This window comes from Salinicola sp. CR57 (genome assembly GCF_003206585.1).
In the GTDB taxonomy this organism is placed as follows: Bacteria; Pseudomonadota; Gammaproteobacteria; order Pseudomonadales; family Halomonadaceae; genus Salinicola; species Salinicola lusitanus.
Window position 1 is genome coordinate 459,280 of record NZ_PZJL01000005.1, and the last position, 21,390, is coordinate 480,669.

At 64.9% G+C, this 21,390-nt stretch carries 19 protein-coding genes; 12 read left to right on the forward strand and 7 right to left on the reverse strand.

Annotation, left to right across the window (positions count from 1 at the left end; genetic code table 11):
• The first annotated feature begins 14 nt into the window (after window positions 1–14).
• Complete coding sequence (locus tag DOM56_RS08755; protein WP_110708652.1) at window positions 15–605, forward strand: DNA-3-methyladenine glycosylase I; 591 nt, start codon at window positions 15–17, stop codon at window positions 603–605.
• Window positions 606–640: 35 nt separating this feature from the next.
• Here the strand turns inward: DOM56_RS08755 and DOM56_RS08760 are convergent, their stop codons facing one another.
• From DOM56_RS08760 to DOM56_RS08780, 5 genes are all read right to left on the reverse strand, one after another.
• Window positions 641–2,197 carry an FGGY family pentulose kinase gene (locus DOM56_RS08760; protein WP_110708404.1) on the reverse strand — a complete coding sequence of 519 codons (1,557 nt, stop codon included), beginning with the start codon at window positions 2,195–2,197 and terminating at the stop codon, window positions 641–643.
• Window positions 2,198–2,208: 11 nt separating this feature from the next.
• Window positions 2,209–3,192: an ABC transporter permease gene (locus DOM56_RS08765; RefSeq protein ID WP_110708405.1), complete on the reverse strand. Its 984-nt coding sequence runs from the start codon at window positions 3,190–3,192 to the stop codon at window positions 2,209–2,211.
• On the reverse strand, window positions 3,189–4,181 hold the full coding sequence (locus DOM56_RS08770; RefSeq protein ID WP_110708406.1) for an ABC transporter permease: 993 nt from the start codon (window positions 4,179–4,181) through the stop codon (window positions 3,189–3,191). The genes DOM56_RS08765 and DOM56_RS08770 overlap by 4 nt, the downstream gene beginning before the upstream one ends.
• The gene (locus tag DOM56_RS08775) at window positions 4,174–5,664 is read right to left on the reverse strand and encodes a sugar ABC transporter ATP-binding protein (RefSeq protein ID WP_110708407.1); all 1,491 of its coding nucleotides are present in this window, start codon (window positions 5,662–5,664) and stop codon (window positions 4,174–4,176) included. The genes DOM56_RS08770 and DOM56_RS08775 overlap by 8 nt, the downstream gene beginning before the upstream one ends.
• Before the next feature lie 72 nt (window positions 5,665–5,736).
• Entirely contained in the window at window positions 5,737–6,723 is a 987-nt protein-coding gene (locus tag DOM56_RS08780) for a substrate-binding domain-containing protein (protein ID WP_110708408.1), read from the reverse strand.
• Window positions 6,724–6,876: 153 nt separating this feature from the next.
• Here DOM56_RS08780 and DOM56_RS08785 point away from each other — a divergent pair, with 153 nt between their 5' ends.
• The 8 genes from DOM56_RS08785 (at window position 6,877) to DOM56_RS08820 (ending at window position 16,095) form a co-directional block, all read left to right on the forward strand.
• The gene (locus DOM56_RS08785) at window positions 6,877–7,914 is read left to right on the forward strand and encodes a substrate-binding domain-containing protein (RefSeq protein ID WP_110708409.1); all 1,038 of its coding nucleotides are present in this window, start codon (window positions 6,877–6,879) and stop codon (window positions 7,912–7,914) included.
• 212 nt (window positions 7,915–8,126) lie between these two features.
• Window positions 8,127–9,377: a sarcosine oxidase subunit beta family protein gene (locus tag DOM56_RS08790; RefSeq protein WP_110708410.1), complete on the forward strand. Its 1,251-nt coding sequence runs from the start codon at window positions 8,127–8,129 to the stop codon at window positions 9,375–9,377.
• A 12-nt stretch (window positions 9,378–9,389) separates the two neighbouring features.
• Complete coding sequence (locus tag DOM56_RS08795) at window positions 9,390–9,779, forward strand: sarcosine oxidase subunit delta (RefSeq protein ID WP_110708411.1); 390 nt, start codon at window positions 9,390–9,392, stop codon at window positions 9,777–9,779.
• Window positions 9,776–12,829 carry a sarcosine oxidase subunit alpha family protein gene (locus tag DOM56_RS08800; protein WP_110708412.1) on the forward strand — a complete coding sequence of 1,018 codons (3,054 nt, stop codon included), beginning with the start codon at window positions 9,776–9,778 and terminating at the stop codon, window positions 12,827–12,829. Before DOM56_RS08795 ends, DOM56_RS08800 begins: the two co-directional genes overlap by 4 nt.
• Complete coding sequence (locus DOM56_RS08805) at window positions 12,822–13,502, forward strand: sarcosine oxidase subunit gamma family protein (protein WP_110708413.1); 681 nt, start codon at window positions 12,822–12,824, stop codon at window positions 13,500–13,502. The genes DOM56_RS08800 and DOM56_RS08805 overlap by 8 nt, the downstream gene beginning before the upstream one ends.
• Before the next feature lie 48 nt (window positions 13,503–13,550).
• Entirely contained in the window at window positions 13,551–14,417 is an 867-nt protein-coding gene (gene purU / locus DOM56_RS08810; protein WP_110708414.1) for a formyltetrahydrofolate deformylase, read from the forward strand.
• Between the two features lie 115 nt (window positions 14,418–14,532).
• Complete coding sequence (locus tag DOM56_RS08815; protein WP_110708415.1) at window positions 14,533–14,850, forward strand: hypothetical protein; 318 nt, start codon at window positions 14,533–14,535, stop codon at window positions 14,848–14,850.
• 243 nt (window positions 14,851–15,093) lie between these two features.
• A complete protein-coding gene (locus DOM56_RS08820; RefSeq protein ID WP_110598389.1) occupies window positions 15,094–16,095 on the forward strand; it encodes a TerC family protein in 1,002 nt (333 codons plus the stop codon).
• Here DOM56_RS08820 and DOM56_RS08825 read toward each other — a convergent pair.
• Window positions 16,052–17,731 carry a sulfatase gene (locus DOM56_RS08825; protein ID WP_110708416.1) on the reverse strand — a complete coding sequence of 560 codons (1,680 nt, stop codon included), beginning with the start codon at window positions 17,729–17,731 and terminating at the stop codon, window positions 16,052–16,054. The genes DOM56_RS08820 and DOM56_RS08825 overlap by 44 nt on opposite strands.
• Before the next feature lie 187 nt (window positions 17,732–17,918).
• Between DOM56_RS08825 and DOM56_RS08830 the strand changes: the two genes are divergently transcribed.
• The 3 genes from DOM56_RS08830 (at window position 17,919) to DOM56_RS08840 (ending at window position 19,571) form a co-directional block, all read left to right on the forward strand.
• Window positions 17,919–18,584, forward strand: a complete 666-nt coding sequence (locus DOM56_RS08830) for an alpha/beta fold hydrolase (RefSeq protein ID WP_110708417.1) — start codon at window positions 17,919–17,921, stop codon at window positions 18,582–18,584.
• 11 nt (window positions 18,585–18,595) lie between these two features.
• Window positions 18,596–19,225 (forward strand): DUF938 domain-containing protein, encoded by a 630-nt coding sequence (locus DOM56_RS08835; RefSeq protein WP_110708418.1) that lies wholly within the window; start codon window positions 18,596–18,598, stop codon window positions 19,223–19,225.
• A gap of 103 nt (window positions 19,226–19,328) precedes the next feature.
• Complete coding sequence (locus DOM56_RS08840) at window positions 19,329–19,571, forward strand: hypothetical protein (protein ID WP_110708419.1); 243 nt, start codon at window positions 19,329–19,331, stop codon at window positions 19,569–19,571.
• An 80-nt stretch (window positions 19,572–19,651) separates the two neighbouring features.
• Here the strand turns inward: DOM56_RS08840 and DOM56_RS08845 are convergent, their stop codons facing one another.
• Entirely contained in the window at window positions 19,652–21,067 is a 1,416-nt protein-coding gene (locus DOM56_RS08845; RefSeq protein WP_110708420.1) for a PhoH family protein, read from the reverse strand.
• Window positions 21,068–21,390 lie beyond the last annotated feature (323 nt).

A 21,390-nucleotide genomic window follows, 5' to 3' on the forward strand; every position in this document is an offset into this window, starting at 1 on the left:
GACCGAGACCGATGATGACAGAGCCGACCCCGAATCTGCCGCGCTGCGCCTGGGCGCAGACGCATCCACTGAATGCCGAATACCACGACGAGGAGTGGGGCGTACCGGAGTACGACAGTCGCGCGCTGTGGGAAAAGTTGATCCTCGATGGCTTCCAGGCGGGGCTCTCCTGGCTGACCATCCTCAAGAAGCGTGACGCCTTCCGTGAGGCCTTCGAGGGCTTCGATCCCGTCAGGATCGCCGACTATGACGAGCATGACATCGAGCGTCTGATGGGCAACGCCGGCATCATCCGTTCCCGATCCAAGATCGAGGCGACCCTCGGCAACGCCCGGGCCTACCTCGCCATGCAGGACAACGGCGAGGATTTCTCCGAGTTCCTGTGGGGCATGGTCGGCGGCCGGCCGGTCCAGCGGGACTTCGAACGCGATGGCCCGGTCCCCACTCAGACGCCGCTATCCCTGGAGATTTCCAAGGCGCTCAAGAAGCGTGGGTTCAAGTTCGTCGGTCCGGTCATCGTCTATGCCTGGATGCAGGCCGTCGGCATGGTCAACGACCACGCCGACGATTGCCATCGCCGCAAGCCGGTGGCGGCGATGGGCTGATCGCCGCCACCGGACCGGACTGCCTCGCGGTACGCTCAATCCAGGCGTCCATCGAACAGCTCGCGAAACGCGGCATAGCGCTTCTCGTGCATGTCACGCGCTGCCGTATCGGGCTCGAGTACGCCCTCGCCAGGCGCGAGTGCACGGGCCACGGCCAGCAGATCGCCATCACGCCACGGCGCCATGGCGGCCACGGCGGCCCCCAGCAGCACGGGCTCCGGTGCCTCCGACAGCACCACGCGGCAGCCGGTGCCATCGGCGTAGAGCTTGCGCAGCAGGGGGGAACGGTTGTGGCCGCCGCTGAGGTGGAGCGTGTCGATGGCGTAACCATTGGCGTTCATGCGCTCGATGATCGCCCGCGTTCCGTAGACCAGCGCCGTCGCGGCGGCCCAGTACACCTTGATGAAGGTCTCCGTGGGGGATTCCAGCGTGAGGCCGACGATGGCGCCACGAATGTCGGGGTCAGCCAGCGGTGAACGATTGCCGATGAAATCCGGGCGAACGTGAAGGTCCGGTGCCGGATCGCCTTCGGCAAGCCGCGCCAGCAGCAGTTCCGAGAGGGCGCCGTGGGGATCGTCGCCAAACTCGCTACCCGCGCGGAACAGGTCGACGATATGGTCCAGCAGGGCACCGGTCAGGCTCTGGCCGCCCTCGTTGGCGACGAATCCGTCGCACAGGGCGCCCGGATAGGGGCCCCATACGCCGGGAACTTCGCGACGTTCCGGCTGGGCACCGATATGACAGGTCGAGGTGCCGGCAATCACCGCCAGCCGATGCGCCGAGTGCGCGTCGAGGCTGCGCCCCAGCGTACCCATGGCGCCGGCATAGGCGTCGATCATGCCCACGGCAAAAAGACAGTCGGTGGTGAGTCCGAGCTCGGCCGCAGCCTTTTCGCTCAATTGCCCCAGCGGCTCGCCCACGGCGGCGGCGCGATCAGGCAGCGACGCGCGTTCGAGGACGTCCGTCATGTCGATCTGGGCGAGGAATTCCCGATCCCAGCCGCGGTTCGGGCGCGGATCGAAGGTCCATTTGCAGGCCAGTGTGCAGACCGAACGGCGATCGATGCCGGTGCAGTGATAGCCCAGCCAGTCGCCGAGGTCACCGGCGTAACCGATGCTGTCGTAGAGTTCCGGTCGGTTGCGCTTGAGCCACATCAGCTTGGGCATCTGCATCTCCGGCGACATCACTCCGCCGAGATTGGCCAGTGGTGCAGCCTGGGTCGCGGTACAGATCGACGCCTCGGCCGTCGCCCGATGATCCATCCAGACGATGATGTTCCAGGACTCGTCGCCCGGCGATAGCGCCAACGGCTCATGCTGACGGTCGAGCAGCGCCAGCGAACAGGTCGCGCTGACCGACATGCCCTTGACCTGGGCCGGCTCGATGTCCGCCTGCTGGACCGCGCGGCGGGTGGCGTCGCAGACGGCTCGCCAGATATCGGTGGTGCTCTGCTCGACATGGTGTTCGAGAGGACGATGAATGGCGATCGGTGCCTTCGCCTCGCCCAGCAGTTCGCCGCGATCATCGAAGACCCCGACGCGGGCGCTGCCGGTGCCGATGTCGACGCCCAGTGAATAAACGGTATGGGACATGGTTGACCTGTTCATGAGCGTTTGAGAAAGGGCATGCGCAGCGTCATCACGACGATCAGGAACGCGCCCCAGACGGCGGTGGCGAGATGCTGGCTGGCGCCCATCAGGTTCATGCCCGAGGCGATCACCTGAAGGCTCATCAACCCGAGCACCAGTGGCAGCACGCGCCCGAAGCCGCCGAACGGATTGGCACCGGCGAGGAAACAGGCCAGTACCGTGATCAGCAGGTAGCTCTCGCCATGGCCCACGCGGACAGAGTTGAACCGTGCCAGCATCACCATGCCGGCGATCGCGGCCAGCAACCCGGAGAGTGTGTAGAGCACGATCAGCACGCGGCGCACATCGATACCCGAGTACTCGGTGGCACGCAGGTTGGAACCGATCATATGGATCGAGAACCCGGTGCGCGTGAACTGCATGAAGTAGGCGAGCCCGCCGGCGGTCAGCAGGAAGATCAGCATCGGGATGGGGATACCGATCAGGGTGCCGCTGCCGAGCCATTGAAAACCGGCCGGCATGCCGGAGATGCCGCCGCCACGGGTCAGGAACTCACCCAGCCCCTGGAGGAAGATCATCGCTCCCAGCGAGACCAGAATCGGATGGGCGCCAACGCGCGCGACGATGACGCCGATCAGCAAGCCGGCTGCACTGCCGACGGCGAGACCGGCGCCGATACCCGCGACGATGCCGAGCACGCCAGCGTCGCCGAGGGCATTCTGCACCAGCCAGGCGGTGGTCAGCCCCGCGATATTGGCGGTGAAGGTCACCGCGAGGTTGAGACCGCCGGAGATGATCGGCACGAGCATTGCCAGGGAGAGCAGACCGAGCTCCGGAAGCTGTACGGCCATCGAGCGCACATTGACCGCGCTCAGAAAGCCCGGCGCCATCAGGGCGAAGAATGAGAAGCTCGCCACGAGCAGCAGCGCCATGATCCCGATCTCGAGCGTGTCGGCGCCGAAACGGAAGGCGTGACGAGGGGCGGATACGGAACTCATGAGCGTGCCTCCTGGGAAATCGGGCGACGGGGCAGCAGCTTGTCGAGATTGCTGCAGGTGATCGCGGCAAGAATGATGAAGCCGACGATCATGCGGAATGCATAAGGTGTCACGCCAAGGAGATTGAGCCCGTTCTGCACCACGGCCAGCAGCAGCACGCCGAGCAGCGCCCCGGTCACCGAGCCGCGTCCGCCACCGAGCGTCGCACCGCCGAGGACCACGGCCGCGAGAATCGGCAGCTCCTGGCCGATCAGCGCGTTGGGGACCACTTCCTGCACGATGTGGGCCTGCATCAGCCCGGCGACACCGGCGCAGAGACCCAGCCAACCGTAGGCGAAGGCGTGGATCATTCCCACCCGCACCCCTGAGCGCCTGGCCGCTTCCGGGCTGGAGCCGAAGCCGTAGATGGCACGGCCGAACCCGGTCCGGGTGAGGATGAATCCGGTGGCGAGGCTCATCACCACCATCACCGCCACGGGGAGATAGAGCGTCGCGCTGCCTCGCGAGGCGGGCAGGTCGACCAGCGGGACCGAATAGTAGAGCCAGTCGGGGATGTCGTAGATCGACACGCCGCCGGTGAAGACCATCAGCAGGCCGAAGTAGAGGTTGAAGGTGCCGATGGTGACGATGATCGAGACGATACGGAAACGGTGAATCAGGAAGGCATTCACCAACCCGAGCAGGCTCCCCACGGCCATCGACAGGAGGATGCCAAGCAGCCAGTTGCCGCCGCCCAGGTGATCCAGCAGTAGCGTCATGACCACGTACTGCACCACCGAGGCCGCCACCGCGAACGAGATGTCGATGCCTCCGGCGATGAGTACCACCACCAGCCCGACGGCGAAGATCATGTTCACGGATTGGTTGTTGAGCAGGTCGAACAGATTCTGCGTCGTCAGAAAGGTATCCGTGGTCACACCCAGGACGAGACAGAGCGCGACGATGATCGCGGCCAGCACGCCCTCGGTGCCGAGGTGCAGTCTACGCATTGATGATCTCCTCGAGGGATGCCTCGGTGGTGGCGTTCGGCGTGAGCTCGCGGCTGATTCGGCCCGCCTTGAGGACCACGACGCGGTCCGAATTCATCCAGATTTCGCCGGCCTCGTCCGAGATGAGGATGATCGACATGCCCTCGTCGGCCAGTTGGCGAATGATCTCGAAGATGCCCGCCTTGGCGCCGACATCGACGCCCACCGTGGGGCAGTCGAGAATCAGCACATCGGGCTTGGTCGCCAGCCACTTGGCCAGCACGATCCGCTGCTGGTTGCCCCCGGAGAGGGAAGAGACCGCGAGTTCGGCGTCGCTGACCTTGGTGCCGAGACGCTGGATCCACTCGGCGGTCAGCTCGCGAAGACGTCGCGGGGAGAGGAAGCCCCTTGGCTTCTCCAGTTCGTCCAGTACCGTCACGGCAGTATTCATGTTGATCGACTGGTTCTGGACCAGCCCCAGATGCAGGCGGTCCTCGGAGACGTAGGCGATGCCGTTGCGGATCGCGTCCCGATTGGAGCGCAGCGTCAGCGGCTTGCCGTTCTTGAGCAGCTCGCCGCCGGTGGGGCGATTCATACCGAACAGAACTTGGGCCAGCTCCGTCCGTCCCGCACCCAGCAGCCCGGTGAGACCCAGTATCTCGCCGCGATGCAGCGTCAGCGAAACCTCCTCGAACTCGCCGGTGCGGCTCAGATTGCGCACTTCGAGTACCGGCTCGCCCGCGCCGGCGGCTTGGCGCGGAGTGAGTGTCAGCTCGCGGCCGGTCATCAATTGCGACAGCCGGGTCTGGGTCATGCCCTCGGTGGAATAGGTCCCGACCAGGGCACCGTTGCGCAGCACGGTCACTCGCTGGCAGACCGCCAGCACCTCCGACAGCCGGTGACTGACGAAGACGATGGAGATTCCCTGCGCCGAGAGCGAGCGGGTGATTTCCAGCAGGGTCTGCACTTCGTTGCGGGTCAGCGAAGCCGTGGGCTCGTCCATGAACACGATTCGAGCACCGGCGCGCAGGACCCGGCAGATCGCCACCAACTGACGTCGCGCGATGGAGAGATCCTCGACCCGGGCATCGGGGTCGAGGGGGACCCCGAGTCGTTCGATCACCTCACGCGCCTCGCTGCGGGCGGCTCGGCGGGAGAGCGGTCGAAAAGGGCTGGCCACGTAATCGTCGAAGACGATGTTCTCGGCAACGCTCAGGTGCGGGAACAGGGCCAGATCCTGCCAGATGACATGGATCCCGAGCGCGCGGGCGTCGTGAGGGGTGATACGGCTCACGGCGGTGGCATTGCCGAACGAGAAGGTCGCCCCCGCTTCCGGTGTGTAGACGCCGTTGAGTATCTTGATCAGCGTGCTCTTGCCGCAACCGTTCTCGCCGGCGAGGCAGAGCACCTCGCCACGACGAAGCTCGAAGGAGACGTCATCGAGTACCCGACTCTGGCCGAATACCTTGCTGACACGCTCCGCCCGCAGTGCGATGTCATCCATCGCTGTCTCTCCCGGAAGGCAAGATGAATAAAGGCCGCGCGGGTATCGCGCGGCGATGGCGGTCGAAGCGCTTCAAAGGCCGAGTTCGGCCAGTTGATCGACCGTCTCCTCGTTCAGCTCCAGCGGCTTGGAGGCGAACAGGGTATGACCGTCGAGGCGCACCTTGCCCAGTACCGGCAGGTCGTCGCCATCGGCGATCTCGCCACCTTCGTAGAGTCTGTCGCCGAGCGCGACGAAGGCTTTGCCGGCTTCCAGCGGGCTCCACTGGAAGCCGCCGGTAATGACGCCCTCGTGGACCAGGCGGCGCCCCTGTCCGGGGGAGAACAGGCCCATGACCTTGATGTCCCCGGCCAGGCCGCGCTCCTTGACGGCTCGTGCCGCACCGATGGTGCCCTGGCTGCCGAAGGACATGATGCCGGCCAGGTCCGGATGGGCGCGAATCAGATCCAGGGTGGTATTGCGGCTGTCGTCGACGCTCTCGGCGACACCGAAGCGATCGGCGGCCTGCTTCATGTCCGGACAGTTCTGATCGAGCCATTGAATGGCGGCATCGGCCCAGGCGTTGTGGGCCGGCACGTTGAGTCCGCCGACGTAGACGGCATAGGAACCTTCGCAGCCGGTGGTGTCGGCGAGCAGCTTGGCGTGCTCTTCACCCAACTGCTGGGCGGAGATCATCTCGAAGTCGTAGTCGATGTTCTCGGAGTCTGGACTTTCATGCGTTAGGACGATGATGCCCTGGTCGCGGGCCTTCTTGAGCACCGGCTCCAGCACTTCGCGATCATTGGGGACCACACCGATGACATCCACGCCGCGAGCGATGAGATCCTCCACCGCGCGCACCTGCAGCGCGGGGTCGGCGCTGGTGGGGCCGATCATGTAGGCATCGACGCCGAGCTCGTCGCCCATCTCCTCGATGCCTTGCTCCATGGCGTTGAACCAGGGAATCCCGCCGACCTTGGCCACGACCGCAATGGTGGGTTTGTCTTGAGCCTGCGCCACGCTGGCACTGCCGATGACGCCCGCGATAACGGTCGCGGCGAGATAGAAGTTGCGTTTCATGATCGGTTCCCCGTCGTTGGTGGTCCGATAGCGCAGCCCGGTCGAGGGGTCTTGACCAAAGTCGGTTATGAATGCGCAATCGGTTGTGCAACTATTCGTTTCTGCACCGTCCGGGTCAATGCGACTTTTGATCTACCGAAGGGGAGGGCCCAAGTGTCGAGCGAGCAATCCAGAAAGTTGACGATCTATGATCTCGCCAAACTGGCGAACTCCTCGCCGAGTACCGTCAGCGCCGTCTTGAACGGTACGTGGCAGCGGCGTCGGATCAGCCGCAAGCTGGCCAAGCGAATCCTCGAGTTGGCCGAGCGCGAGGGATACTCGACCAACATGCAGGCGCGGGCGCTGCGCCGCGATCGTTCCGGCATTCTCGGCATGATCCTGCCGCTCTACGACAACCGCTATTTCAGTTCGATTGCCCAGGTATTCGAAGCGGAGGCGCGCCGGCGAGGCATTTTCACCATCGTTTCCTGCACCAATCGCGATCCGGCGCAGGAGCGCGAGGCGGCCAGGATGATGCTGGCCTACCGCGTCGAACATCTGATCTGTACCGGGGCAACGGACCCGGACGCCATCGCCGAAATGTGCGGTGCTGCGGGGATCGCCAGCCTCAACCTCGACCTGCCCGGCACGGCCGCGCCGTCGGTCATCTCCGCCAATCGCGAGGGTGCGTGCCGGCTGACGGATGCGCTGCTCGACCGGCTCGAAGCGCGGCGAGCCGACGCGGCGCGCGTGCTGTTCATCGGGGGGCGAGCCGAGGATCACAACACCCGGGAACGTATCGAAGGCTTCCGCCAGGCCCGTGAGAGGCGCGGTCTGGCCACGGCGCCCACGGATATCGTCACCTGTGATTATGCCGCCGAGAAGGCCCAGGCAGCACTCGAGGCTTACGTCGGTCGTGAGGGCCGGTTGCCCGCCGCGATGTTCGTCAATTCCACGATCTCGCTGGAAGGTATCGTCCGCTGGTTGCGCCTGGGGGGGCATGACGTGAACGACATCATCATGGGCTGCTTCGACTGGGACCCGCTGGCGGCTGCCTTCCACCCGCGCCTGATCATGATGCGCCAGGACGTTCCCACGATGATCGCGCGTCTCTTCGACTGGATCGACGTCCCGCCCGAGGATCCGGCGAGCCGCCTGGAGGTCATGCCGGAGATCGTCGGTGACCCTGCGCAAGCCCGGGTCGCCGGATAGTCCCTATCTCCTCTCTCTACGTCACGTCGTTCGGCCGTCCTCCCGAGCGAGAGGGGTGGGCTCTGTCGCGAATCGCAATGTCATGTCGCAAACACGCCCAATCGTGACGTCGCAGCGCATCATGCCCCTCTAGGTGGACGATACCATCGCGGAAAATCACCGCACGCCGACCGCGTGTCGCCAAGGCGACGAGCGACGTAGAGAGGGTCCCCATGCAACGTTATTCCGGTTTCAGCCTGGTCAAGCACGCGCTCAGTCATCACGAGAACTGGGAGCGCCACTGGCGTAACCCCACCCCCAAGAAGCGCTACGACGTGATCATCGTCGGCGGGGGCGGCCATGGTCTGGCGACGGCCTACTACCTCGCCAAGGAGTTCGGCGTCACCAATGTGGCGGTGATCGAGAAGGGCTGGCTGGGCGGCGGCAATACCGCGCGCAACACCACCATCGTGCGCTCCAACTATCTGTGGGACGAGGCGGCGCAGCTCTACAACCACTCCCTCGATCTGTGGAAGGGGCTGTCGCAGGATCTCAACTACAACGTGATGTTCTCGCAGCGCGGCGTGCTCAACCTGGCGCACACCCTGCAGGACATGCGTGACGTGCAGCGCCGGGTCAACGCCAACCGCCTCAACGGCATCGACAGCGAGGTGGTGACGCCCGAACAGATCAAGGAGATCGAGCCGGCGCTGGACATCTCCAGGAGCGCGCGTTACCCGATCATGGGCGCGTCGTGGCAGAAAAGTGCCGGGGTCGCGCGTCACGACGCCGTGGCCTGGGGCTTCGCCCGCGGCGCCGATGCCCTGGGCGTCGATCTGCTGCAGAACACCGAGGTAACCGGCTTCAAGATCCGTGACGGCCAGGTCTACGGCGTGCATACCAACCGCGGCGATATCGAAGCGCATACCGTGGGTTGCGTGGCCGCGGGCAACTCCGGCGTGCTGGCCAAGATGGCCGGGCTCAAGCTGCCGCTGGAGTCGCATCCACTGCAGGCGCTGGTCTCCGAGCCGCTCAAGCCGATTCTCAACACCGTCACCATGTCCAACCACGTGCACGGCTATGTCAGCCAGTCCGACAAGGGCGATCTGGTGATCGGCGCGGGGATCGACGGCTATCTCGGCTACGGGCAGCGCGGCAGCTTCCCCACCATCGAGCATACCCTGCAGGCGATCGTCGAGATGTTCCCGATGTTCTCGCGGGTACGCATGAACCGGCAGTGGGGCGGCATCGTCGATACCTGCCCCGACGCCTGCCCGATCCTGTCCAAGACCCAGGTCAAGGGACTCTATTTCAACTGCGGCTGGGGCACCGGCGGCTTCAAGGCCACCCCCGGCTCCGGACACGTTTTCGCAGCCAGTCTGGCAAAAGGGGAAATGCACCCCATCGCGGCGCCGTTCTCCATCGACCGGTTCAATACCGGCGCCTTGATCGATGAACACGGCGCCGCTGGCGTGGCGCACTGAGGAGAGCACACCATGTTTCATATCTTCTGTCCCTACTGCCAGGAGTACCGCGAGGAAGAGGAGTTCCATCCCAGCGGTCAGGCACACCTCGTTCGTCCGGCCGACCCCGCCAGCGTGAGCGACGACGAGTGGGGGGACTACCTGTTCTTCCGTGACAACCCGCGCGGCATCCACCACGAGATGTGGGTGCACCGGCTGGGCTGTCGCAAGTTCTTCAATATCACTCGCGACACCGCGAGCTACGAGATTCTCGAGACCTATCGCATGGGCGAGCAGCCGAGCATCACCGCCGCCAACGCCGAGGTCCGCCGCGAGCAGGGCGTGCAGACCGCCGACGGCGGCTGGCAGACCGTGGGCGCGCGTCCCGAGAATAGCCGGCTCAACGAGGAGACGCCGTCATGACCCAGTCCAATCGTCTCAATCAGGGCGGGCGCATCGACCGCTCGCGGCGGCTGTCGTTCACCTTCAACGGCCAGCAATACATGGGCTTCGCCGGGGACACCCTGGCTTCCGCGCTGCTGGCCAATGGGGTGGATATCGTCAACCGCAGCTTCAAGTACTCGCGTCCGCGCGGGATCACCGCCGCCGGGCCGGAAGAGCCCAACGCCATCGTTCAGCTCGGCGCCAGCGAGGCCGCCCAGGTGCCCAACGTGCGTGCCACCCAGCAGGCGCTGTATGACGGCCTGGTGGCGCGGGGCACCAACGGTTGGCCCAGCGTGCAGCGCGACGTGATGGGCTGGGTCGGCAAACTGGGTGGCGGCTTCATGCCGCCGGGCTTCTACTACAAGACGTTCATGGCCCCGGCCTCGATGTGGATGACCTACGAGAAGTTCATCCGCAAGGGGGCCGGCCTCGGCCGCGCGCCCGCCGAAGCCGACCCGGACATCTACGACCACTTCAATCAGCACTGCGACGTGCTGGTGATCGGTTCCGGCCCTGCGGGGCTTGCCGCCGCGCTCTCCGCCGCCCGAGCCGGTGCGCGGGTGATCCTGTGCGACGAACAGGAAGAGATGGGCGGTTCGCTGCTCGATAGCCGCGAATCGATCGACGGCGCTCCTGCCAGCGCCTGGGCCGAACAGGTGGTGGCCGAGCTCGCCGGCCTGGATAACGTCACACTGCTGCCGCGGACCACCGCCAACGGCTATCACGATCACAACTTCGTCACCCTGCACGAGCGGCGTACCGAGCACCTCGCCGATACCGCCGCCGCTGCCGGGCGCGAGGGCGAAGTGCGCGCGCGGTTGCACCGGGTGCGTGCCGGCCGCGTAGTGCTGGCCAGCGGCAGCCACGAACGCCCGCTGGTCTATGCCAACAACGACGTGCCCGGCAACCTGGTGGCCGGGGCTGTCTCCGTCTATATCCGTCGCTTTGGCGTGGTGCCGGGGCAGCGACTGGTCCTCTCCACCAACAACGATCACGCCTACCGCGCGGCGCTGGACTGGCAGGAGGCCGGCCGCGAGGTCGCCGCGGTGGTCGATTCGCGCGCCAAGCCGGACGGCGATCTGGTCAAGCAGGCCCGCGACGCCGGTATCCGTATCATCACCGGCAGCGCCGTGATGGAAGCCACCGGCAACCAGCGCGTCAGCGGTGCCAAGGTGGTGGCGATCGACACCGAACGCTTCGTGGTGACCGGCAAGGTCGAGACGCTCGAGTGCGATACCATCGCCAGCTCCGGCGGTTACAGCCCGGTGGTTCACCTGGCATCGCACACCGGCAAGCGCCCGCAATGGCGCGACGACCTGCTCGGCTTCGTGCCCGGTGAGGTCAAGGGGATGCATGTCGCCGGCGGCGCCCACGGTATCTACGCCCTCGGCGAGGCCCTGGCCGACGGTGCCGGTGCCGGTGCCGAGGCGGCCCGCAGGGCGGGCTTCGAAGCGGCGGCGGCGATCGCCGTCCCCGACGTCGAGGTGCGCCACGAGTCGCCGACCAGCGCGTTCTATCAGGTGCCCCACGAGAAGCCGCCGCTGCGCGCGCCCAAGCAGTTCGTCGATCTGCAGAACGATGTCACCGCGGCAGCAGTGGAGCTGGCGACCCGCGAGGGCTTCGAGTCGATCGAACACGTCAAGCGCTACACCGCGCTGGGTTTCGGTACCGACCAGGGCAAGCTTGGCAACATCAACGGCATGGCGATCGCGGCGCGCTGTCTCAATCGTTCGATTCCCGAGGTGGGGACCACGGTCTTCCGTCCCAACTACACCCCGGTCAGCTTCGGTGCCATCGTCGGTCGCCACTGCCGCGATCTGTTCGATCCCGAGCGCTATACCGCGCTGCATCAGTGGCACGTGGAGAACGGCGCCGAGTTCGAGGACGTCGGCCAGTGGAAGCGCCCCTGGTACTTTCCACAGAAACGTCGCGCCGACGGTCAAGATCGTCTGGAGACGATGCATGAGGCGGTGGCGCGCGAGTGCCTCGCGGTGCGCCGCGGTGTGGGTATCCTCGACGCCTCGACCCTGGGCAAGATCGACATCCAGGGGCCGGATGCGCGTGAGTTCCTGGGCCGGGTCTACACCAACAAATGGGCCAAGCTGGCACCGGGGCGCGTACGCTACGGGCTGATGTGCAAAGACGACGGCATGCTGATGGACGACGGTACCACCAGCTGCCTGGCCGAAAATCACTTCCTGATGACCACCACCACTGGCGGCGCCGCCGGCGTGCTGGAGTGGCTGGAGCTGTGGCATCAGACGGAATGGCCGGAACTGCAGGTCTACTTCAACTCGGTCACCGATCACTGGGCGACCATGACCGTGACCGGTCCGGACGCGCGCAAGCTGATGTCGGAAGTGACCGATATCGACCTCGACCGTGAGCAGTTCAAGTTCATGGACTGGAAGGAGGGCAAGGTCGCCGGCGTCCCCGCGCGGGTGTTCCGTATCTCCTTCACCGGTGAGCTGGCGTTCGAGATCAACGTCCAGGCCAACTACGCCATGCACGTGTGGAAGGCGCTCTTCGCCCACGGCGAGAAGTACGACCTCACCCCCTACGGCACCGAGACCATGCACGTGCTGCGTGCCGAGAAGGGACTGATCATCGCCGGTCAGGACACCGACGGCTCGGTGACCCCGGAGGATCTGGGCATGCACTGGGCGGTGGGTTACGACAAGCCGTTCTCGTGGATCGGCCAGCGTGCGCTGACGCGTCCGGACACCGCCCGCGAGGATCGCAAGCAACTGGTGGGGCTCAAGCCCAAGGACCCCAAGGTGGTCCTTGAGGAGGGGGCGCAGATCGTGCTCGACCCCGAGCAGAAGATCCCCATGACCATGATGGGTCACGTCACCTCGAGCTACTACAGCCCGGTACTGGAGAGCGGCTTCGCGCTGGCGGTGCTCAAGGGCGGACGCAACCGGATGGGCGAGACCGTCTATCTGCCGATGTCCGACGGCACTGTCCACCAGGCCGAAGTCGTGAGTACCGTCTTCATCGATCCCAAGGGAGAGCGCCAGAATGTCTGAAGCCCATTCCGAAGCCAGTGTCGGCAACGCTGCCACTTTCGACACGCATCCGGGCACCGACGCGGGTGTCACCCCCGAGTCGCCGCTGCAGTGGAGCCGGGTACAGGGCCGCGTCACCGAGGAAGGTGGCGCCGCCGAGCAGATCCGAGTGGTCGAACGGCCATTCCTCGGCCATCTGGTGCTGCGTGGCGGTGCCATCACTCTCGACGAGGCGGTGCGTGCCGAGCTCGGCGTGAGCCTGCCGGGTAAGCCGCTGGGGCTGGTGCTCGACGCCGAGGGCAGCCGTTCGGTGCAGTGGGTCTCGCCGGACGAGTGGCTGGTGATCGTGCCCGCTGGCGAGGAGTTCGAGCTGGAGAATCGGCTGCGCGCGCGGCTGGGGGATGCTCACTTCGCCATCGTCAACGTCGGCGGCGGCCAGACCCTGCTGGAGCTCTCCGGCGAGAAGGCGCGTGAGCTGCTGATGAAGTCGGTCACCTACGATGTCCACGAGCATGGGCTGCCGGTGGGCAAGGCGGTAGGCACCGTCTTCGCCAAGACCAGCGTGGTGCTGCGGCGTCCCAGCGAAGAACGCTTCGAGCTGGTGGTGCGGCGCAGCTTCGCCGACTACTGCGTGCGCTGGCTGCGGGATGCCGGGCGCGAGTATGGGCTGCGCGTGGAATCCGCGTCGCCCTGATCATCGAGAGCCCCTGCTTGACGGGGGCCAGGCCTGGCTGGAGCCAACATGCATTCTGAGAACAACAGCTGGATTCTGTCCGCCCAGTGCCCCAGTCGTCTGGGTACGGTGGACGTGGTGACCCGCTTCCTCAAGGAGCAGGGCTGCTATATCACCGAGCTGCACTCCTTCGACGACTACCGTGGCGGGCAGTTCTTCATCCGCGCGGCCTTCCTGCCGGAGCAGGCCGATTTCGATGGCGACGACTTCCGCGAGCAGTTCACCGCGCGGGCATCGGCCTTCGACATGCAGTTCGAGCTGACTCCGCCGGGCTACCGTCTGCCGGTGGTGATCATGGTCTCCAAGACCGACCATTGCCTCAACGATCTGCTCTATCGCTATCGGACCGGGCAACTGGCGATCGACGTGCGCGCCATCGTCTCCAACCATCCGGATCTGGAGCCGCTGGCGGCGTGGCACGGGTTGCCCTATCACCATCTGCCGATCACCCCGGAGACCAAGGCGGAGCAGGAGGCCGAGGTGCGCCGGGTAGTGGAGGAGAGCGGGGCGGAACTGGTGATCCTGGCGCGCTACATGCAGGTGTTGTCGCCCGAACTGTGCCACCACTTCGCCGGTCGCGCGATCAATATCCACCACTCGCTGCTGCCCGGCTTCAAGGGGGCCAAGCCCTACCATCAGGCCTACGAGAAGGGCGTGAAGCTGGTCGGTGCCACCGCCCACTACATCAACGACGATCTCGACGAGGGGCCGATCATCGCCCAGGGTGTCGAGGCGGTCGACCATGCCCACTACCCCGAGGATCTGGTGGCGCGCGGACGCGACATCGAGTGTCTGACCCTGGCGCGGGCGGTGCGCTATCACCTGCAAAAGCGCGTCTTCCTGCACGCCGGAAGAACCGTGGTACTGACGGGGTGATCCGGCCGCCCGTTTGCCGTGTCGCGCGATACCTTCTATACCCATAGGCGCGAGGAAGCGGGAAGCTTCCCCGCTACCACCGGGGAGTGTCATCATTCGACGGAAGGAGTCAGTCATGCGGCTATCTTCACTGGCGGGTCGTCTCGCCATCCTATGTGTCGTTGGCGGCGTCGGTTCTAGCGGCGTCGCCATGGCGCAATCTGATGATTCACCGCCATCCGATGACGCCCATCGAAGCCCGGAGATGCAAGCCGACACCCAGGAGGGCCAGAACCAGGGTGCCTCCGCGCAGTATGAGATGAGTGGCGAAGAGACGCGATCCGGTGACGACGTGGACGACGGCGATCCCGAAAAAGCGCCATCACGGGCGGAGCTGATGAAGGGAACGCTTCAGTACGAACGCTCGTCCGACAGTACTTCGTCTACCCCCTGAGCTTGACGCGGTTTTCGACAGGAATCGACGTCGACGGACTTGTGTCGTCCGCTGCTTGCAGACACAATGCGCTCAGCACGGAAGGGGAGTATTCCGCCGCCGGCGCGTCAGGCGCCGCCGGTCGATGATTTCGTCAGCACGGGCCACATTGCCCCGGAATCATCGGTTGCCACGGCCGCTTACGTAGCCGCAGGCAGCGGGAGAGACTTTCGGTGACGTTCACCGTCTACCGGAGGTTCCTCTATGCACGTACCCGTCTGGGTCTGGCTGGCGACTGTCGCCGGCATCGCCGCACTCTTCATCTTCGATTTTTACGCCCATGTGCGTAAGCCTCACGATCCCACCTTCAAGGAAGCGGCCTGGTGGTCGGTCTTCTTCATCGCGCTGGCGATAATCTTCGGTGGCGGTCTATGGTGGGTCTGGGGCGCGCAGCATGGCGCCGAGTATTTTGCGGGTTTCATCACCGAGAAGAGTCTGTCGGTCGATAACCTGTTCGTCTTCCTGATCATCATGTCCAAGTTCGCGGTACCGCGCGCCTACCAGCAGAAGGCGCTGTTGATCGGCATCGTGATTGCGCTGATCCTGCGCGGCATCTTCATCGCGGTCGGTGCCGCTGCCATCGCGCAGTTCAGCTGGGTTTTCTATCTTTTCGGCTTTTTCCTGCTCTACACGGCGATACAGCTGGTGCGTGAGGGTGCGGGCGGCCATGACGAGAACGAGGAGTACGAACCCAATGCCATCGTGCGCTGGATCCAGCAGCGTCTACCGGCCACCGACGAGTTCGACCGCGATCGCCTACTGACGGTCAAGAACGGCAAGCGTCTGGTGACCCCGCTGTTCATGGTGGTGGTGGCGCTGGGAATGACCGATGTGCTGTTTGCACTGGACTCGATTCCGGCGATCTACGGGCTGACCAAGGAGCCCTATATCGTCTTCACCACCAACGCCTTTGCCCTGCTGGGACTGCTCCAGCTCTACTTCCTGCTCGGCGGCCTGCTGACCCGGCTGGTCTATCTCAGCCTGGGATTGTCGTTCATCCTGGCCTTCATCGGCGTCAAGCTGATCATCGAGGCGATGCATACCAACAGCCTGCCGTTCATCAACGATGGCCAGCCGCTGCATCTGGTGCCGGAAATCCCGATCTGGCTCTCCATGTCGATCATTCTCGGCACCCTGGTGGTCACCACCGTCGCCAGTCTGATCAAGAGCCGGAACCTGAAGTCGGCGACGTCTCACCAGGAGTGACATCGCCGTAGATCCGATGCAGTAGATCCCGCATTCCCGCCATGGGAATCGCGGCTTCCGGCCCGGGCGGGAACATGCCGGGCCGAAAGCCGTTATCGAGGAATCCCCTTAGCAGCGCCGGATCGTCGCTGATCACATGCAGCGGCACATCCTTGCCGGGATTGCTGCCGATGATGGCCGGTGCGGCCTGGTGGTCGCCGAGGATCATCATCAGGGCACGATCGCCGCCGGGCAGGTTCCCGCCCAGGTAGCGCCGGGCGAAGCCAGCGGCGGCCTGCAGCGAGTAGTCGATGGCCGGAGCGTAGTTCCGGCGCATCGCCTCGGTGTCCTGCCACAGCGAGGCGTAGTCATCGCCTGCGCCTTTCCAGCGATCGAAAACCCGGCCGTCGCCGACCGTGGACCAATCCTCGATCACGTCGATGACCGGCGACCACGGGGCGTGGCTGGATAGCGTCGCCAGTTCGGTAAAGCTCGGCCCTTGGTGGCGTGACAGCGCATAATCCTCGACCCGCTGCCAGGTGAACTGGTCCGGCATGCTGGCCCAGCCCATCGAGGGGCCTTGATAGCCCATGCTCTCGGCAGTGTGGATTTCGTCGTAGCCGTAGAGGCCACCTTCGGGCCAATCCCGGGTGATGCCAGGCATGATGGCGATGGTGGTGTGCCCGGTCGCCTTGAAATCGTCGATCAGGGTCGAGTGGGGGCTGTTGATCATCAGCTCGAACCGCAGTTGAGACGTGACCGGCAGGCCGCTGGCGAAAGTGGCGTGATTGAGCCAGGACTGGCCGCCGAGCGTGGCGGCGGTGACGCGCCCGGTGACGACCGACAGGCCGGCGGCGCCGAGTTGATGCTCTATCGTCTCCAGGCGTGGGCGAAGCTCGGTGTTGAACGGCTCGCGCTCGATGGCTGCGACGCCGTAGGACTCGATGAAGCCCAGAATGACATCGGTGTTGGCCAAGCCGAGAAGCGCCTGGCCGTCGGGCGTCGCATAGGCGTGGCCGTCGTCGTACAACTGGCGTCCGAACGTCGCCATCGCCTGGCGTGTCTCCTGGGCTCGCTGCCATTCGAACATGACGAAGCTGGCGGCGGGATGGCCGAGCCTGGCAATTCCGGCCGGAGCGTTGCCCATGGATACGGCATTGACGACCGCCAGGCCGATACCGCCCGTCAGGATCAGCAGTAGCGCCAGCGCGCGTGGCGTATTGCGGGCGTGGAAACCGCGCAGCAGGCGTGCCAGCAAGAGGCCGGTGGCGAATGCAACGAGGCCGGCGGCCGACAAGCCTGCGACGGCCAGTGGCAGGCCGAGATTGGTGACGATCAGCTCGATCAGGATGGGGATCAGCTTGATGTCGGTATAGAGATTCAGCGATCGACCCTGCATGGTCTGTGTCAGGGCGTCGCCGGCGGCACCGAAGACGATCGCCAGCGCGAACAGGACGACCAGTCCGGATAGCCAGCGCCGCCAGCGCGAGGGGGGCAGCAGGGCGAGCAGACCGACGATGAGCGGTACCTCGAGCGCGATCCAGTGTCGCGGTGGAAACCCTGCCCAAGGGAGTTCCGGTGTCAGCAGCAGGATGTTGAGCAACGAGAGGGCCAGCACCAGGTGCCAGCGAGGCGCCTGGGGAAGAGAGAACGTCATGGCTCGTCCTTGAGTCGGGTCGGGCGATTCGGAGTCGGCATGGCTTTGACCTGCGTTCGTCGGGTGGGCGTGAAGCGAATCCGTTCATCAACCTACGCAGCGCGCAAGGTTTTGGATGGCACGTTAAACTGAGTGGTCAGAATTTCGAACCCTAACCGGGCCAACCAGGCGACGAGGACGATCCAACATGACAGCTGCGCGCGAGTTGATCATTGAACCATCGAACGGAAAAAAGGCCGATGCCTGTGTCATCCTGCTTCATGGGTTGGGGGCCGATGGTCATGACTTCGAGCCGCTGGTGCCGGCGCTGGCGTTGCCGGAGTCGCTGGCCGTGCGTTTCGTGCTGCCCCATGCCCCGCAACTGCCGGTAACGGTCAACGGGGGAATGACGATGTCGGCATGGTACGACATTCTCGAGATGAATCTCGGCCGCCGGGTCGATGTCGAGCAGTTGCGGGCTTCCGCCGAGCGGGTCCACGGGCTGGTCGAGGACCAGGTCGCCGACGGGATCGACAGCCGGCGAATCGTGATCGCCGGCTTCTCGCAGGGGGGCGCGGTGGCCTACGAGGCGGCGCTTTCCTGCGCCCGACCGCTGGCCGGGTTACTGGCGCTGTCGACCTACTTCGCCACCGCCGACAGCATCGATCTGGCAGAGGCCAATCGCCGCCTGCCCATCGAAGTGCACCATGGCTCGGCCGATCCGGTCGTGCCCGAATCCCTGGGACGCGAGGGCGCCGAGAAGGTCGAGTCTCTGGGTTACCCGGTCAACTACCGCACCTACGAGATGGGGCATAGCCTGTGTCCCGAGCAGGCGCGCGACATCGCCGAGTGGTTGGCCGCGACATTTCAATAGACGGGGGCGTCATGAACAGCATGGATAGTCTGGATCAGGGGGAAAACGACCGGCGTCTCTCCAGCCCTGCCGCCCGACGCAATCGCGAGCCGATTCTCGCGGTACTGCGCTCGACACTGCCGGGCGAGGGGCGGGTACTGGAGATCGCCAGCGGCAGTGGCGAGCATGCGGTCTATTTTGCCCGTCACCTGGCGCCCCTTTGCTGGCAGCCGACGGATTCCAGCGAGACCGCGCTGGCCTCGATCGCTGCCTGGCGGGAGAGCGAGGCGCTGGATAACCTGGCGGCGCCGGTTCACCTGGACGTCACCGGGCACTGGCCGGTGTTGCCGGATCTAGCGGCCATGGTCTGTATCAACCTGCTGCATATCTCGCCCTGGGCGGCCAGCGAGGCGCTGTTCGCTGCAGCAGGGCGCCAGCTTCCTGCGGGCGGCGTGCTGGTCGTCTACGGCCCTTTTCGGCGTCATGGCGAGCATACTGCGCCCAGTAATGCGGCGTTCGATGACGATCTGCGGGCGCGTGACCCACGCTGGGGGCTTCGCGATCTTGAAGCGGTGGAGAGGTTGGCTGGGGACAGCGGCCTGCAGCGCGAAGCCGTTCACGAATTGCCGGCGAACAACCTCTGTGTCGTCTGGCGGCGCTGACGCCCGAGGCGATCCAGGTCCGAAAGCGGGAGATGTCGCCGCAATACGCCGCAACTCGACTACACTGGAGGCAGACCTTCAACGGCCGACAAGGAGTGATGCCGTGTCAGACTTCTCCGTAGAGTTTCGTATGCCCAAGGGTTGCCCCAACTGCGGCAACCACATGATGAAGGTCTCTCAGGCCAAATCCGCGGATGACCTGGTCTACTGCACCTCCTGCAACACGGAAGTCTGTGCCTGGGAAGAGGCCGAGCGCATCATGGCGGAGACCCCGCGCAGCGAGTCCGAGCAACTGATCGAGGACGTGATGAACAACAAGAAGCCGTCCACTGACGACGATCGATAGCAGTTCGTCCGTGTCTAGACGACGACACCCCGGCCATGGCCGGGGTGTTTTGCGTTGGTGGGACGAGGGGCGAAAGAGCGCTACAGCAGCTCCTCTGCCGCCAGGGCGAGTCGGGAGCGCTCGACGCTTCTCAGCGTGATATGGCCGGCATGGGGCCAGTCGCGGAAGCGTTCCACGACCGCTGCCATGCCGCAGGTGTTGGCCGTCAGGTAGGGCGTGTCGATCTGGCCCACGTTGCCCAGACAGACGATCTTGGTATTGCGTCCAGCGCGCGTCACCAATGACTTGAGCTGCTTGGGCGTGAAGTTTTGGGCCTCGTCGATGATCAGGAAGGTATCGTTGAGCGTTCGCCCGCGCATGAAGGTAGGAGAGCGGATCTGTACGCGGGAGCCGATCAGCTGGCGGGTCGCGCCATCGTTCCAGCTCGAGGAGCCCTCGCGCTCATCGCGCAGCAGGTTATCCATGTTGTCGTGGAAGGCGCCCATCCACGGCGACATTTTCTCTTCCTCGGTGCCCGGCAGGAAGCCGATGTCTTCTCCCATCGGGATCGGCGCCCGGGTAAAGACGATGCGTTCGAACTGCTTGCCATCCAGCGTCTGCTGCAGGGCGGCGGCCAGCGTCATGAAGGTCTTGCCGGTGCCGGCACTGCCCGCCAGGGTGAGAAAGTCGATGGTCGGATCCATCAGCAGGTTGAGGGCGAAGTTCTGGCGGCTGTCGTGGGCATTTACACCCCAGACGCCGCCGTGATGGCGGTAGTTGGTCAGCAGTTGCAGGCTGGCCTTGCGCGGACCATGGCTGCGGACGATGGCCTCGAATTCGGCGCCGTTGTCGCTGTCCGATACCAGCATGCCCACGTGCCAATCTTCGGGAATGCTGCCTTCCAGGTGGTAGAGCGTGTGGCCATCGGTGCGTTCGACCATGACCTCGACGTCCAGCGATTCCCATAGGCTGCGCCCGTCGCGGCCGGCATCGGCGTAGACCTTGGCCCCCTCGATCATGGCGTCGAGGTCATCGAACGCCTTGTCGTTGAGGTAGTCCTCGACCGGTACGTTCAGTGCCGTGGCCTTGACCCGCAGGTTGATGTCCTTGGTCACCAGCGTGACGGAGGCATCGGGTCTTTCGTCGCGTAGCCGGCAGGTCTCGGCCAGGATGCGGTTGTCGGGGGAGTTTTCCAGTGTCTCCAGCGGCGCCAGATCCTGATAGCACAGAAAGCGCAGGCGGCCGGCGGGACCACCGGTGACGCGCGGGATGGGAATGCCTTGCTGAATTTCTTCCGGTGTGACGTGGGCGGTGAGGTCGGAGAGGGTCCGGCTGATCTGTCTTGCCGTGCGCGCGATCTCGCGCATGCCATTCTTGTGTTTGTCCAGTTCCTCGAGCACCGTCATGGGGATGACGACATCGTGCTCCTCGAAGTGATAAAGGGCTGCTGGGTCGTGGATCAGGACATTGGTGTCCAGTACGTAGAGCCTGTTCGCTTTCTTGTCGATTCGCACCATCGGCAAAAGCACTCCTGTGAGTTCAAGGCTACTCGACCCTGACAGAGTGCGGTGACAGAACGGTGTCGCTCCGATTCACTCCGCCAGTGCCACTATCGCTTGGCTGTAAAGACTGTGTCGGCTTTACCTCTCTGACGGATGAAGTCACCACCAGAATGGCCTGATGTGATCAAAAGCGCTACCCCCAATTTTAGGCGTCGGGTGCAAAAGGCGGTTGCGGCTTTCACCGAGGCGGTGTCGGCCATCTCGGTCCGGCGATCGTTACGGGAATTGCGGCCACAAAAAAGCCCCGCCATGGCGGGGCCTTGAACGACGATGACGTA

Excerpts from the sequence above, each read along its gene's own strand:
- DOM56_RS08825 (WP_110708416.1), bottom strand. The coding sequence starts at position 17,731 with ATGACGTTCTCTCTTCCCCAGGCGCCTCGCTGGCACCTGGTGCTGGCC.
- DOM56_RS08835 (WP_110708418.1), top strand. The coding sequence starts at position 18,596 with ATGAACAGCATGGATAGTCTGGATCAGGGGGAAAACGACCGGCGTCTC.
- DOM56_RS08805 (WP_110708413.1), top strand. The coding sequence starts at position 12,822 with ATGTCTGAAGCCCATTCCGAAGCCAGTGTCGGCAACGCTGCCACTTTC.
- DOM56_RS08765 (WP_110708405.1), bottom strand. The coding sequence starts at position 3,192 with ATGAGTTCCGTATCCGCCCCTCGTCACGCCTTCCGTTTCGGCGCCGAC.
- purU (WP_110708414.1), top strand. The coding sequence starts at position 13,551 with ATGCATTCTGAGAACAACAGCTGGATTCTGTCCGCCCAGTGCCCCAGT.
- DOM56_RS08820 (WP_110598389.1), top strand. The coding sequence starts at position 15,094 with ATGCACGTACCCGTCTGGGTCTGGCTGGCGACTGTCGCCGGCATCGCC.
- DOM56_RS08770 (WP_110708406.1), bottom strand. The coding sequence starts at position 4,181 with ATGCGTAGACTGCACCTCGGCACCGAGGGCGTGCTGGCCGCGATCATC.
- DOM56_RS08790 (WP_110708410.1), top strand. The coding sequence starts at position 8,127 with ATGCAACGTTATTCCGGTTTCAGCCTGGTCAAGCACGCGCTCAGTCAT.
- DOM56_RS08800 (WP_110708412.1), top strand. The coding sequence starts at position 9,776 with ATGACCCAGTCCAATCGTCTCAATCAGGGCGGGCGCATCGACCGCTCG.
- DOM56_RS08830 (WP_110708417.1), top strand. The coding sequence starts at position 17,919 with ATGACAGCTGCGCGCGAGTTGATCATTGAACCATCGAACGGAAAAAAG.
- DOM56_RS08845 (WP_110708420.1), bottom strand. The coding sequence starts at position 21,067 with ATGGTGCGAATCGACAAGAAAGCGAACAGGCTCTACGTACTGGACACC.
- DOM56_RS08775 (WP_110708407.1), bottom strand. The coding sequence starts at position 5,664 with ATGGATGACATCGCACTGCGGGCGGAGCGTGTCAGCAAGGTATTCGGC.
- DOM56_RS08755 (WP_110708652.1), top strand. The coding sequence starts at position 15 with ATGACAGAGCCGACCCCGAATCTGCCGCGCTGCGCCTGGGCGCAGACG.
- DOM56_RS08760 (WP_110708404.1), bottom strand. The coding sequence starts at position 2,197 with ATGTCCCATACCGTTTATTCACTGGGCGTCGACATCGGCACCGGCAGC.
- DOM56_RS08795 (WP_110708411.1), top strand. The coding sequence starts at position 9,390 with ATGTTTCATATCTTCTGTCCCTACTGCCAGGAGTACCGCGAGGAAGAG.
- DOM56_RS08780 (WP_110708408.1), bottom strand. The coding sequence starts at position 6,723 with ATGAAACGCAACTTCTATCTCGCCGCGACCGTTATCGCGGGCGTCATC.
- DOM56_RS08815 (WP_110708415.1), top strand. The coding sequence starts at position 14,533 with ATGCGGCTATCTTCACTGGCGGGTCGTCTCGCCATCCTATGTGTCGTT.